12 protein-coding genes and 4 tRNA genes are annotated in these 12,644 nt (G+C 39.1%); 11 read left to right on the top strand and 5 right to left on the bottom strand.

Annotation, left to right across the window (positions count from 1 at the left end; genetic code table 11):
* Positions 1–132: 132 nt before the first annotated feature.
* The 3 genes from purH to dusB form a co-directional block, all read right to left on the bottom strand.
* Entirely contained in the window at positions 133–1,719 is a 1,587-nt protein-coding gene (gene purH, locus N7931_RS16235; protein ID WP_262795398.1) for a bifunctional phosphoribosylaminoimidazolecarboxamide formyltransferase/IMP cyclohydrolase, read from the bottom strand.
* A 118-nt stretch (positions 1,720–1,837) separates the two neighbouring features.
* Complete coding sequence (gene fis / locus N7931_RS16230) at positions 1,838–2,131, bottom strand: DNA-binding transcriptional regulator Fis (RefSeq protein WP_262795397.1); 294 nt, start codon at positions 2,129–2,131, stop codon at positions 1,838–1,840.
* Positions 2,132–2,146: 15 nt separating this feature from the next.
* Entirely contained in the window at positions 2,147–3,115 is a 969-nt protein-coding gene (gene dusB, locus N7931_RS16225; RefSeq protein WP_262795396.1) for a tRNA dihydrouridine synthase DusB, read from the bottom strand.
* Positions 3,116–3,607: 492 nt separating this feature from the next.
* Here dusB and N7931_RS16220 point away from each other — a divergent pair, with 492 nt between their 5' ends.
* Complete coding sequence (locus N7931_RS16220) at positions 3,608–4,987, top strand: NAD-dependent succinate-semialdehyde dehydrogenase (protein WP_262795395.1); 1,380 nt, start codon at positions 3,608–3,610, stop codon at positions 4,985–4,987.
* An 82-nt stretch (positions 4,988–5,069) separates the two neighbouring features.
* Here the strand turns inward: N7931_RS16220 and N7931_RS16215 are convergent, their stop codons facing one another.
* Positions 5,070–5,258: a hypothetical protein gene (locus tag N7931_RS16215; RefSeq protein WP_262795394.1), complete on the bottom strand. Its 189-nt coding sequence runs from the start codon at positions 5,256–5,258 to the stop codon at positions 5,070–5,072.
* 223 nt (positions 5,259–5,481) lie between these two features.
* On the opposite strand from N7931_RS16215, the gene N7931_RS16210 reads away from it, so the two are divergent.
* Genes N7931_RS16210 through N7931_RS16190 form a run of 5 tightly spaced genes read left to right on the top strand, consistent with a single transcriptional unit; the run spans position 5,482 to position 9,974 of the window.
* On the top strand, positions 5,482–5,913 hold the full coding sequence (locus N7931_RS16210) for a DUF3859 domain-containing protein (RefSeq protein ID WP_262795393.1): 432 nt from the start codon (positions 5,482–5,484) through the stop codon (positions 5,911–5,913).
* A 27-nt stretch (positions 5,914–5,940) separates the two neighbouring features.
* Complete coding sequence (gene csx16, locus N7931_RS16205; protein ID WP_262795392.1) at positions 5,941–7,212, top strand: CRISPR-associated protein Csx16; 1,272 nt, start codon at positions 5,941–5,943, stop codon at positions 7,210–7,212.
* A gap of 37 nt (positions 7,213–7,249) precedes the next feature.
* Positions 7,250–8,269 (top strand): UDP-N-acetylmuramate dehydrogenase, encoded by a 1,020-nt coding sequence (gene murB, locus N7931_RS16200; protein WP_262795391.1) that lies wholly within the window; start codon positions 7,250–7,252, stop codon positions 8,267–8,269.
* Complete coding sequence (gene birA / locus N7931_RS16195) at positions 8,269–9,219, top strand: bifunctional biotin--[acetyl-CoA-carboxylase] ligase/biotin operon repressor BirA (protein WP_262795390.1); 951 nt, start codon at positions 8,269–8,271, stop codon at positions 9,217–9,219. Before murB ends, birA begins: the two co-directional genes overlap by 1 nt.
* A complete protein-coding gene (locus N7931_RS16190; protein ID WP_262795389.1) occupies positions 9,216–9,974 on the top strand; it encodes a type III pantothenate kinase in 759 nt (252 codons plus the stop codon). The genes birA and N7931_RS16190 overlap by 4 nt, the downstream gene beginning before the upstream one ends.
* 83 nt (positions 9,975–10,057) lie before the next feature.
* Here the strand turns inward: N7931_RS16190 and N7931_RS16185 are convergent, their stop codons facing one another.
* Entirely contained in the window at positions 10,058–11,695 is a 1,638-nt protein-coding gene (locus N7931_RS16185; protein ID WP_262795388.1) for a methyl-accepting chemotaxis protein, read from the bottom strand.
* A 373-nt stretch (positions 11,696–12,068) separates the two neighbouring features.
* Between N7931_RS16185 and N7931_RS16180 the strand changes: the two genes are divergently transcribed.
* The 5 genes from N7931_RS16180 to N7931_RS16160 form a co-directional block, all read left to right on the top strand.
* A tRNA-Thr gene (locus tag N7931_RS16180) sits at positions 12,069–12,144 on the top strand.
* Between the two features lie 17 nt (positions 12,145–12,161).
* Positions 12,162–12,246, top strand: a tRNA-Tyr gene (locus N7931_RS16175).
* 33 nt (positions 12,247–12,279) lie between these two features.
* Positions 12,280–12,354, top strand: a tRNA-Gly gene (locus N7931_RS16170).
* A 6-nt stretch (positions 12,355–12,360) separates the two neighbouring features.
* Positions 12,361–12,436: transfer RNA gene (locus tag N7931_RS16165), tRNA-Thr, on the top strand.
* An 86-nt stretch (positions 12,437–12,522) separates the two neighbouring features.
* Positions 12,523–12,644 (top strand): GTP-binding protein (locus N7931_RS16160; RefSeq protein ID WP_262795413.1); only part of this gene is annotated, 122 nt, incomplete at its 3' end.

Raw genomic sequence — 12,644 nt, 5'->3', positions numbered from 1 at the left:
AGATAAGCAGTTGAGTTTCACAAAATTTATTTTAACCTGTATGCGGTTATAAAGAAAAATCGCTTTTTGTCGCTAGATAAAATAAAAAAGGCCAGAAAACTGACCTTTTAAACACATAATTGCACTATAAAATTAGTGACGGAAATGACGCATTCCAGTGAATACCATAGTCATACCGTGTTCATCAGCAGCGGCGATAACTTCTTCATCGCGCATTGAACCGCCCGGTTGAATAACGGCTTTAATGCCTGCGGCAGCGGCAGCATCAATACCATCACGGAACGGGAAGAATGCATCAGATGCCATTACTGAACCTGCAACTTCTAAGTTTTCGTCAGCGGCTTTAATGCCTGCAATTTTAGCACTGTATACACGGCTCATTTGGCCTGCGCCTACACCGATTGTTTGGTTGCCTTTTGCGTATACAATAGCGTTTGATTTAACAAACTTAGCGACTTTCCAGCAGAATAATAAGTCACGTAATTCATCTTCAGTTGGTTGGCGCTTAGAAACGACTTTTAAGTCATCTAAACTGACCATGCCTTGATCTCTGTCTTGAACTAATAAACCGCCATTGACACGTTTAAAATCAAGTTCAGATGTTTTAGCTGACCACTCACCACATTCTAAAACACGAACGTTTTGCTTAGCGGCTAAAATTTGTTGTGCCGCTGCTGAAACGCTTGGCGCAATAATCACTTCAACAAACTGGCGAGAAATAATCGCTTCGGCTGTATCTGCATCTAATTCTTGGTTAAATGCAATAATGCCACCAAATGCAGAAGTTGGATCGGTTTGATACGCTTTGTCGTAAGCTTCTAATAGGTTTGCACCTAAAGCAACACCACAAGGGTTCGCATGTTTAACAATCACACAAGCTGGCTCAACAAATTCTTTTACACATTCTAAAGCGGCATCTGTATCTGCAATGTTGTTATAAGATAATGCTTTACCTTGTAATTGCTGAGCCGTAGAAACTGACGCTTCTTGAGGATTTGCTTCAACATAAAATGCAGCTTGCTGGTGGCTGTTTTCACCGTAACGACAATCTTGTTTTTTAACAAACTGAGCGTTAAATGTACGTGGGAATTGACTGTCTTGTGCTTTTTCTGTGTGGTAATCAGGTACTAATTTACCAAAGTAGTTAGCAATCATACCGTCATAGGCTGCGGTATGTTCAAAGGCAGCAATCGCTAAATCAAAACGAGTCTGGTAAGTTAACGAACCTGAGTTATTAGCCATTTCTGCTAATACTCTGTCGTAATCACTGGCGTTGACAATAATGGTCACGTCTTTATGGTTTTTAGCCGCAGAGCGAACCATAGTTGGACCACCGATGTCGATATTTTCAATTGCATCTTCTAAAGAGCAGTCTGGTTTTGCAACAGTTGCAGCAAATGGATATAAGTTAACAACAACCATATCAATGCCATTAATGCCGTGCTCAGCCATCACACCATCGTCTTGACCACGACGACCTAAAATACCACCATGTACTTTTGGATGAAGGGTTTTTACACGACCATCCATCATTTCAGGGAAACCGGTATAGTCAGAAACTTCGGTTGCTGCAATTTGGTTTTCTTGAAGTAATTTGAAAGTACCACCTGTTGATAAAATTTCTACGCCATTAGCAACTAATGAACGCGCAAATTCAACAATACCAGTTTTATCAGAAACACTAATAAGCGCACGTTTGATCGGGCGAGCTGTATCCATTGTTTATTTATTACCTTGTATTTTAAGAATGGTTATATTTTAACCGAACAATATGAAAAATTTGAGAGTGGATAACGAAAAAAGCACCCTAAGGTGCTTTTCGATCGTAAAAACCGGCTTAGTTCATGCCGTATTTTTTTAACTTTTTACGTAAAGTACCACGGTTGATACCTAACATATTCGCTGCACGAGTTTGGTTGCCGCGAGTATAAAGCATGATTTCTTCTAATAAAGGTGCTTCAACTTCTGATAAAACGATGTCGTAGAAGTTGTCTATGTCTTGTCCGTTTAATTGAGACAAGTAGTTAGTAACGGCTTGCTTTACAGAAGCACGTAAAGGCTTTTGAGTTTGTTCTTGAGTTGCGGTAACTGTACCTGTAACTAATTCAGGAGAAACATTTTGTTCAAACATAGTAACTACTCTTCTCTAATTTATTTGGTTTTCAAAAAATAAAGCTAGGCTATCAAGCTGGCCAGAGGCGCTGTCGATAGCATTAAATTTGCGGCGAAAGTCAGTCTCGTCCGCGAGTGTTTTTAAGTACCAAATCACGTGTTTACGTGCAGTTCGGTATCCTTTTTCGTCACCATAAAACTCATGCAAAGATTTTACATGCGCGAGCACTAAGTCGCGTATTTCAATCAAGCTAGGTTTTGTGGTCACTTGTCCTGTTTGCAAAAGCTCGTTAATTTCCCTAAATAACCAAGGGTTTCCCTGCGCGCCGCGACCAACCATAATCGCATCCGCACCGGTTAAATTAAGCACTTCTTTTGCCCTGTTTGCTGTGCAAATATCACCATTTGCAATCACAGGAATCGAAACATTTTGTTTAATGTCTCTGATGGTTTTAAATTCGGCTTCGCCTTTAAACATACAAGCGCGAGTACGACCATGTACTGCTAGAGCCTGAATCCCGGCCTGCTCAGCAATCTTTGCGATTTGCACGCCGTTTCGGTTTTCTGGTGACCAACCTGTGCGGATTTTTAAGGTAACCGGCACAGATACAGAATTGACCACCTTGTTTAAAATTTGTTCAACTAATTTTGGATCTTGCAACAACGCAGAGCCAGCCAGCTTTTTATTCACTTTTTTGGCCGGGCAGCCCATATTTATATCAATAATGTCTGCACCGTTTTCTACGTTATGAATTGCAGCCTGAGCCATTAACTCTGGATCGCAACCCGCAATTTGTACCGAGCGAATACCTGTTTCGCCAGTGTGATCCATCCGTAATCGAGATTTTTCTGTACCCCAAACTTCCGGATTACTCGACAGCATTTCACCAACCGCTAAACCAGCACCTAATTGCCGACAAATTTGTCGGAATGGGCGGTCTGTTATTCCTGCCATAGGGGCGAGAACAACCGGCCTTTCTATTGTGAATTTACCAATTTTCATGACCATTTTATTTGGTTAAAACACCGTCAGCTCGAAAAGGGCGGCTAGTTTACGGATTTTTTGAAAGAGTGCAAAGCCTATTTTTTAAACAATTTAAAAAAAAATTTTGTCAAGATGCCAGAGCAAAAAGCCAGCAAAAAAATTACAGAAATATGAAAGTTATTTGCACAGTTTTGTAAAGTTATTGTTGTTAATGTAGCTAAAATGCTTAATTCCATTGGGCTGTAGCGCTTTAGCCTGTCAAGCTATCAGTCACAACAATGTGGTTTATTTATGCTGGTGAATTTAAAACCATGATTAAATGCACTTGAAAGGTGTCTGTTTTGGCTGCAAGTATCTGCATACTTTTTGAGCAATTCAGATGCTTTTCAGGTAAAAATTAAACTCGTTCACATTGCAGCTATTGAATTTTGTATTAGCTGAACTCAATTACTATTGTTAAGACTAAATTAATCTAACGATAGCTAACCGCCAAACAACAGGAGCGTTATTATGGCCTGCAATAAACCGATTCAAACGATTAATCCGGCGAGCGGGCAACCGCTTCACTCATACTCGCAAATGTCAGAGCAGCAAATCGAAACTATTATTGAGCAAAGTCACGCCGCTTTTTTAACATGGCGTAAAACCAGTTTTGCGCACAGAAGTAAAAAAATGCATAAATTAGCTGAGCTATTAATAGATAAAAAAGCATTTTTGGCTGATTTAATGACTCAGGAAATGGGCAAGGTCAATAAAGAAGCGATTGGTGAAATTGAAAAGTGTGCTTGGGTTTGTCGTTATTATGCTGATAACGCTGAAGCATTTTTGGCGGACCAATCTATAGCCGCAGATATGGCAGAAAGTTTTGTTAGCTATCAACCTATTGGAATTGTTCTGGCGGTTATGCCGTGGAATTTTCCATTCTGGCAAGTATTCAGATTTGCTGCCCCTTGTTTAATGGCGGGTAATGTTGGTTTATTAAAACACGCCAGTAGTGTAACTGGTTGTGCTTTAGCGATTGAAAAGTTGATTGAAGAAGCCGGATTTACCGATCATGTCTTTAAAACTTTGGTCATCGCCAGTGATAAGGTGGAAGCTATTATTAATCACCCAAAAGTCAGAGCTGTTACTTTAACTGGCAGTACAGCGGCGGGGAGCAAAGTCGCAGCACAGGCGGCAAAACAAATTAAAAAATCCGTTTTAGAATTAGGTGGCAGTGACCCTTACCTTGTTTTGGAAGATGCTGATATTAAACTAGCTGCCGAAAAGTGCTGCCAAAGCAGGATGATTAATGCTGGTCAGAGTTGTATTGCAGCAAAGCGTTTTATTGTATTGGCCGGTATTTATGATGAGTTTGTTCAGGCATTTACTGAGCAAATGAAAAATAAAAAAATGGGTGAACCAATGGATGATGCCTCTGATTATGGCCCGCAAGCGAATCAAACATTAAGAGATGAATTGCATCAGCAGGTTGTTGATTCGGTTAAAGCCGGAGCGCGTTGTATATTGGGAGGGGAAATCCCAGATAAACATGGTGCTTGGTATCCGGCAACCATATTAGTTGATGTAAAACCCGGCATGCCTGCTTATCAGCAAGAGTTATTTGGCCCAGTGGCTGTGGTAATTAAAGCTCAAGATATAAAAGAGGCAATTAGGATTGCTAATGATTCAGAGTTTGGTTTGGGTGGGGCAATATTTAGCAACAATATTGAACTGGCCAGACAAATTGCCAGAGACAAAATGGATACAGGCACTGTTGCGATTAATGATTTTGTGAAATCCGATCCCAGATTACCTTTTGGCGGCGTTAAAACCAGTGGCTATGGACGAGAGTTATCAGAGTTTGGGATAAAAGAGTTTGTTAATATAAAAACAATCTGTCGAAGTTAGCAGTAAATTTGAGATTAATTTGGTTTTCAGATACAAAAAAACCGCGGTAAGCGGTTTTTTTGACTGGCAAATATTAGGTTAACTAAATTAACCAGAATATTAAAAATACCGCTAAGCTACTAACAGCAAAAAATGCGTTTTCAATTCTTGCCATTTTTAATGCATCTGCGTTTTCAGCTTTTTCGGTAGCACCTAAAACAATAAAGGTGATAAACATAGCTAAAGCCAATAAAGTAATGTTTACTTGGATTGCGCTAATCAAATTTTCCATAGTGACTTAAACCCAGTCTGAAATGAATATGAATAAATATGCGGGTATTGTAATTAAGCTAGGGTATAAAAAACAAGTTTATTTCGGATAAAAATAATTCAGATCAAAAAATCTAAGCCTGATAAAGCTTTTTTACTTATGTAATGGTGTGTTCTGAGTCGCTTGCAATCTAAGTTAAATATAAGCAAGATCCATCGCTTGAATAAAGTCAGTAAAGAGTAATATGTCTAAACTAAAATCCGAAGTTACTATTGTTAGTTATGGTATTTATACCCAATGGGATGCCAAAGCCAAAAGCTTGCCTAAAATTCAGGAGTTTACTACCGAGGTTATTGCACAAATTGATATTGAGTTTGGCATGGTGGTGAACTTTAAAAAAGCGAAAGGTGAAAAAATTAAGTTTTGTATTTATCACCCTGATATTCCAAATGATGATGGTGAAGTGATGCCACCATTTGAGGGCGAAGAATATGTGGGTAATAATAACTGGGATTTTTATTTAGGTGATACTATTTGGGCGCCAGTTAGTAATAAGTTAGGTGAGTGGCGGATGACAATTGAACTGAAAGGAAAAGTTGTCGCGGATAAAACGTTTGATCTAATCCAAGAAGAAGAAAAAAACGAAGCAAACTTTTGGAAAAAGCGTGGCTTTTAATCCAAGCATAATCTGGAAAAAGTAAAAATGGCTAAAATTGCGGTAATGCCTTATGCCGGTGCGCGTAAGTGGTTATATAAGCAAGTAAGCGGCATTGATGAATTTGTTGATGAGCTTAAACTGGATAAAGTATTGCCCGGCGATAAAATTTATGGGGTATTACCCGTTAATTTAGCCGCCGCTATTTGTGAAAAAGGCGCTGAGTATTTTCATTTGTCGGTGGATAAACCTGAATTATTAAGCGCAGAATATGATGTTTTCAGGCAGGCTAACCCCAAATTAGAAGCTTTTTTTATCAATGGTGCTGGTGAAGCTGTGTTAAGCCGCTTGCTTAAAAATGCTTTTACTTTAAGTTCAAATAAAGTTAGACGGATTGCCCGCGAGCGCCCACCTTTGAGGCTAGCGGATATTAAGCTGGCTTTTTATGCTTTAATGACTGCCTCGGCAATTGGTATGTTTGCCAATGCATTGGGCGGCGCTTTGTTATTTGAAAGCCATTTAATTAATTGGTTTGGTAAAGATTCAAGTTGGCTTGAGCAACATTTTAGCCTGTATTGGGTGATTGAGCTGATTTTGTGTTTTACTTTATTTTTATGGGCATCTTGGTCATTACGATTACAGGCGCGTCAGTGGGTGCCATTGCGTGATGTCAAAAGGCGCGATGCAGATCAGGCTTATGCTGGATTAGTCTTAACTGTTTCTAGCGGTTATCGGTTTGAGTTTAAAGATGAACGCTGGTTTTTTATCAAACAAAAACACGGACCTGAGATTGAAATTGAGTTAACCGGTAATTTAAATCAGGATATTGAAAACCTGATGCCGCTTAAAATTCAATGGGAACTTATTTTACGTATTATTCGTGCGCAGGCTTGCCGGCCAAACGCTAAATTAAAGCGAGTCATGTTTTTAGGATCGCAAGATTGCAGTATCAAAAATTTTGATGGTGTAGTGGAGCGGGTTGCGCCCGGTACTTATCCGCATATTAAAAATGCACTCAAAGTGTTAGCTATGTACGCTGAGTTTAAACAAATTGAGTTTGAGCCTTACCCTGTACCTATTCCCCCTAATGATATTGAAGCTTATTATAATGCTTACTTAAAAATAGCGAAAAATTGGCAACAATTTTATAGCTTGAGTGAAGAAGATATTTTAATTGATATTACCGGTGGTAAAACGCTCAATAGTGTTGCGGCCGCTTTAGCAACTTTACATAATAAAATGCAGTTTCATTATATAGATACCAATAATTTAAATGACGTATTGGTTTATGCAATGGAATATCGCCAGCAGAATATATAACTAAATTAAGTGCTAAATTAAATTTATAGGATACCCAGTGGTTAAAATTCCAAATACTTTTGGTTTAACAGTCACAGCCAAGCGGTTAATAAAATGGCCGAGCCAGCAAGCTTTATTTAAGCCGGATGAGAGTTTTATTATTGTTGGCGCGGGCAGTAACTTATTATTTGTTGATGCTGAGTTTGATGGTCAGCTCATTCAACTAGAGCAAGATGAGTTTATTATTGAACAAACCGCTTCCGATTATTTAGTGACTTTGGGCGCAGGTTTAAATTGGCACCAAACGGTAAAGCGTTTAATCGATGCTGGTATTGATGGGCTTGAAAATTTAGCTTTAATTCCCGGTACAGTTGGTGCTGCACCAGTACAAAATATTGGTGCGTATGGCGTTGAGTTTAGCCAATTATGTGAGTCTGTCACTGGCTATAATTTACAAACGCAACAGGTGGAAACTTTAAATAATCAACAATGTCAGTTTGCTTATCGAGAGTCTGTTTTTAAAAAACAATTAAAAGATAAATTTATTATTACTCAGGTAACTTTAAGGCTAACTAAAAACTGGCAGGCTAATTTAAGTTATGGGCCGCTGGCTGAACTGAATAATCCGACTGCGATACAAATTTTTGAGCAAGTTTGTTTAATCCGCCAATCTAAATTACCCGATCCGGCCAAATTACCTAATGCTGGCAGCTTTTTTAAAAACCCAGTTGTTGAAGCATCGGTATTTAATCAGTTGATTAAACAAGACCCAAATATACCGAATTATCCGCAAGCCGATGGCAAAGTTAAATTAGCAGCCGGTTATTTAATTGATAAAGCCGGTTTAAAAGGGGCTGTATATCAAAATGCAAAAGTGCATCAGCAGCAGGCTTTGGTCTTGGTGAATCAAGGCGGTAGTTGCGGAGTTGAAATCGCAAACTTGGCAGCTATGGTCAGGCAAACTGTATTGGCGCTTTTTAAGGTTAAACTAAACCCAGAAGTTAGATTTATTGGCAAACAGGGTGAGGTGGATTCGGCTCAATTTTTAGATTTACTGATAGCTGAGAATAAAAAATAATGAATATTGAATTATTATTAGAGGCTTTAGGGCAAGATGGCTTTCACTCAGGTGAAGTTTTAGCTAAGCAGTTTAATATGTCGCGTGCGGCAATTTCTAAATGGATTAATAAACTCAGAAACGCAGGTTATGATATTCACTCAGTGCCGGGCAAAGGTTATTGTTTTGCCAATTATGTACAGCCGTTTGATCAACCATTAATTCGAGCGAAATTAGCTGATAAATTACATCTTATTTTGAGCCGTGAGACAGATTCAACCAATGAAGATGTTAAACAATGTTTTAAACAAACTGAATTCGAACGTATTTTAGCCACCACCGAAAAACAAACCGCAGGACGTGGCAGGCGAGGGCGAGTATGGCACTCGCCTTATGCGCAAAATATTTATTTTAGTTTGGGGCTAAAGCTGGATCTAGCCATTAGCGAACTATCGGGTTTAAGCTTGGTGGTTGGTTTGGCTATTGCTGATTTACTTAAATCTAAAGGTGTGCCGATTCAGTTAAAATGGCCAAATGATATTTATCTGGAAGGGAAAAAACTCGGTGGTATTTTAGTTGAGTTAGAAGGCGCATTTGAGCCGCCCTGTAATGTTATTATTGGCACTGGATTAAATGTGAATATGCCGCAGCAAGCACAAGCAATTGATCAGGCGTGGCAGAGTTTAGCTGAATACACGGGTAAAGTGATTAATCGAACCGAGTTATTGCTTGAACTGGTGGACCAGCTTCAGTTGTATCTTACTCAATTTTGTCAAAATGGCATGGCTGAATTTGTTGAAAAGTGGCCGACCTACGATTTATATCATTACCAGAAAGTACAATTAATCAGTGGTGAACAAGTTACCCGAGGTATTAATCTGGGTATTAATGAGCAAGGTGGCTTGCGGTTATTGACCGATTCGGGCGAAGTGGAACTAAACGGCGGTGAATTATCTTTGAGGCCGGAATGAACATTTTATTAGTTGACGAAGGAAATACCAGTGCAAAATATGCATTATTGCAATTGGATGCTAATGCAACTTATCCCACACCATTTATTGAATTAATCGATTTTGAATGTTTAGTTTGGCGTGAAATTGACAAAGTGGTTTTTGCCAGTGTTAAGGCCGAATCAGACTCAATTTACCCTTTGCTAATTAATAAATTATCCGCTAACCCAAAACTGAATCAACAACCGCTGGCCGATAAAATATTACAGGTAAAAACTCAGGCTAGCGCATTTGGGTTAATTAATGCCTACGCTGAATACCCACGTTTGGGGGTCGATAGATGGTTGGCAATGTTAGGCGCAAAAAGCTTAACTCAGTCTGCTTTTATAGTGATTGATGCGGGCACTGCGGTTACTGTTGATGCGGTTGATGAGCAAGGGCAGCATTTAGGGGGGTGGATTTTACCTAATGTTGAATTTAGCGCACAGGCTTTGGCACAACGCTCTGGTAAAATTAAATTAAATCAGCCAGCATTAGCCAATATTGAGTTAGGCCAAAACACTGAAAACTGCGTTTATAACGCACTGTATGCAAGCCACATTGCTTTAATTGAAAAACAATTGGCGCAAATGCAAATAAAGCATTCAGCAGTTGAGCTTTATTTATGTGGTGGTGATGCTCAGGTTTATGCAAAACTGCTAAGCCAGCAAGGTATACAGTATCAGTTAGCGCCGCAGCTTGTTTTTAACGGGTTAGCCAAATACGCTAACCTTTAGTATGAGTGAGAGATTTTAGAACGGCGTTTATGGCGCTCTAAAATCTCAAGCTCAATTTAACTTAATTCACACTGTAATCAACCTTAACTCAGCTTAAATTGCTGTACAAGGCGACTCAGGTTTTCACTCATTTGAGTGAGTTGATTGCAAGATTTTGCTGTAGTTTGAATTGATTCATGCGAGCTTTGAGTTGACGCGGTAATATTTTTAATGGCTTCAGTGACTTCTTCTGATACTGCATATTGCGCTTGTACTTCTGCCGAAATATCTTGGTTTAACGCATCTATTTGAGTTATTGCCGTGACAATTTGATGCAAAGATTGTGCGGCAGTATCCGCTTTTTCAACGGTTACTTGAGTGGATTCTTCACCACTTTTTATTGCATCTACGGCTTTTGAACTACCGGCTTGTAGGGCATCTATCATATTTCTGATTTCTTCGGTGGAAGATTGGGTTTTGGCTGCAAGCGCACGTACTTCATCAGCCACAACCGCAAACCCTCGACCTTGTTCACCGGCTCTGGCAGCTTCAATAGCTGCATTTAATGCCAATAAATTGGTTTGTTCGGCTATTCCGCGAATAACATCCAGCACACCGGAGATATTTTGACTATTTTTAGCTAATTGAGTGATCACATGGCTGGCTTCTGTGACTTTAGATTCTGTCACTGAAACGGAGTTTTTAGCTTCTATAACTAACCCTTCCCCCTGATTAGCTGTAGTTTGAGTATCTTTAGCAGCCTGAATCGCATCTGTTGCACTTTGAGATATTTTTTCGACGGATAAAGTTAGATTATGAACCGATTCTAATACTGCATTTGACTGCGCTTGTTGTCTTGAAATGCTTTCTTCACTGGCTTCAACAACCTGATTTAAATGATTAGTTGAGCTATTTAATTGAATCGTTGCTTGTTTGACTTGATCAATAATATTTTCTATTTGTTCTGCAAACTCATTAAATGCATGTGCCAGCGCACTGACCTCATCTTTACCTTTATCGGGTAAGCGTTTGGTTAAATCTTTATCGCCGCGGGCGATTTCTTTTAAAGCATCAACAACTTCTTCAAGTGGAACTGTTATAGAGCGAATTATAATGGCCGCGCCTAAAGCAACAATCAGCAAAACAATAATAAAAAGAGAAATCTGACCGGATGCTGATTCTGTATAAGCTTGCTCAATATCTTGTAAATAAACACCGGAGCCAATAATCCAGCCCCAAGGTTTAAAGCCTTTAACATAAGATATTTTAGCAACTGGTTCTTTGCTTCCGGGTAATGGCCACATATAAGGAACTAGGCCTTCTCCTTTTTGTTTAACCACGTCAACCATGTCGCTGAATAATCGTTTACCAGTTGGATCTTGGTTATTTGAAATGTCTTTACCGTTTAATGAAGGGTTGGTCGGGTGCATAATCATTTTTGGTTGCATATCGTTAATCCAAAAATAATTGCCGTTATCGTATCTTAAATTTTGAATATCATTAATAGCGGCTTGTTGGGCGAGTGTTTCACTCATTTTACCGGACTGATAATTTTTATAATGCTGATCGACAATTGAATAGGCGGTTTCAACCAGCATTCGAGTATTGTCTTCTTTGGTGGCTGTTAAGGTATGTTTTAATTGGTTTAAGCTTAACGCTAAAATAAACACAAAACCTAAGATCGCAATTGCCAATAATAACCACAGCCGTTTTGGTATACTTAATCCGCGTAAAATTGTCACTTTGACACACTCCTTTATAAGACAAAGAGATTTGTCTGCTTTTTATAATTAGGGGTTGTTTAATGTTTTGTTAATATTGATTTTAAGTATTGTAAAAGTCAATTTTAATTTTGATTGAGTTTGAGCGGTTAAGCTTGGCATCTAAGATAGTTATTTATAATGCTAAGTTACTTGAGCTATTTAAGCGGTTGCTGCGAATTGAATTTAGTTTGGATTGTTGAATACTTTTTGCGTTTTATTTAAACACTTTTTTTAAACTAATTGTCATATTTGCTCGAAAACTAAGCGAATGAACAAAAAAATGGTTTTTTTATTAAAAAAGGGTTGCAACCCTTAAAAGCTTTCAATAAACTTCGCACCACTTTTTGACAGGGCCGACTTAGCTCAGTTGGTAGAGCAACTGACTTGTAATCAGTAGGTCGCCAGTTCGATTCCGGCAGTCGGCACCATCAAAAATAAAAGATTCGGAGGGGTTCCCGAGTGGCCAAAGGGATCAGACTGTAAATCTGACGGCTCCGCCTTCGCTGGTTCGAATCCAGCTCCCTCCACCATATTCACAGTTTGAGGTTTACTGCTTAGGATTTGCGGGCATCGTATAATGGCTATTACCTCAGCCTTCCAAGCTGATGATGCGGGTTCGATTCCCGCTGCCCGCTCCAAATTTCGCTGATATAGCTCAGTTGGTAGAGCGCACCCTTGGTAAGGGTGAGGTCCCCAGTTCAAATCTGGGTATCAGCACCATCCTAAAAAAGTTTCTTCTTACCGTGGCGTGTATCAATATTAAAACTGAATAAACGGTTTTAATTACAACTAATGAGGTCTTGGAAGTGGCTAAAGCAAAATTTGAACGTACGAAACCGCACGTTAACGTTGGTACAATTGGACACGTTGACCACGGTAAAACAACTTTAACAGCAGCAATCTCTACAGTATTGGCAAAAACTTACGG

Source organism: Catenovulum sp. 2E275 (assembly GCF_025515275.1).
Classification (GTDB): domain Bacteria; phylum Pseudomonadota; class Gammaproteobacteria; order Enterobacterales; family Alteromonadaceae; genus Catenovulum.
Note: the sequence above shows the minus strand (reverse complement) of the source record. Positions and strands in the feature narration are given on the sequence as shown.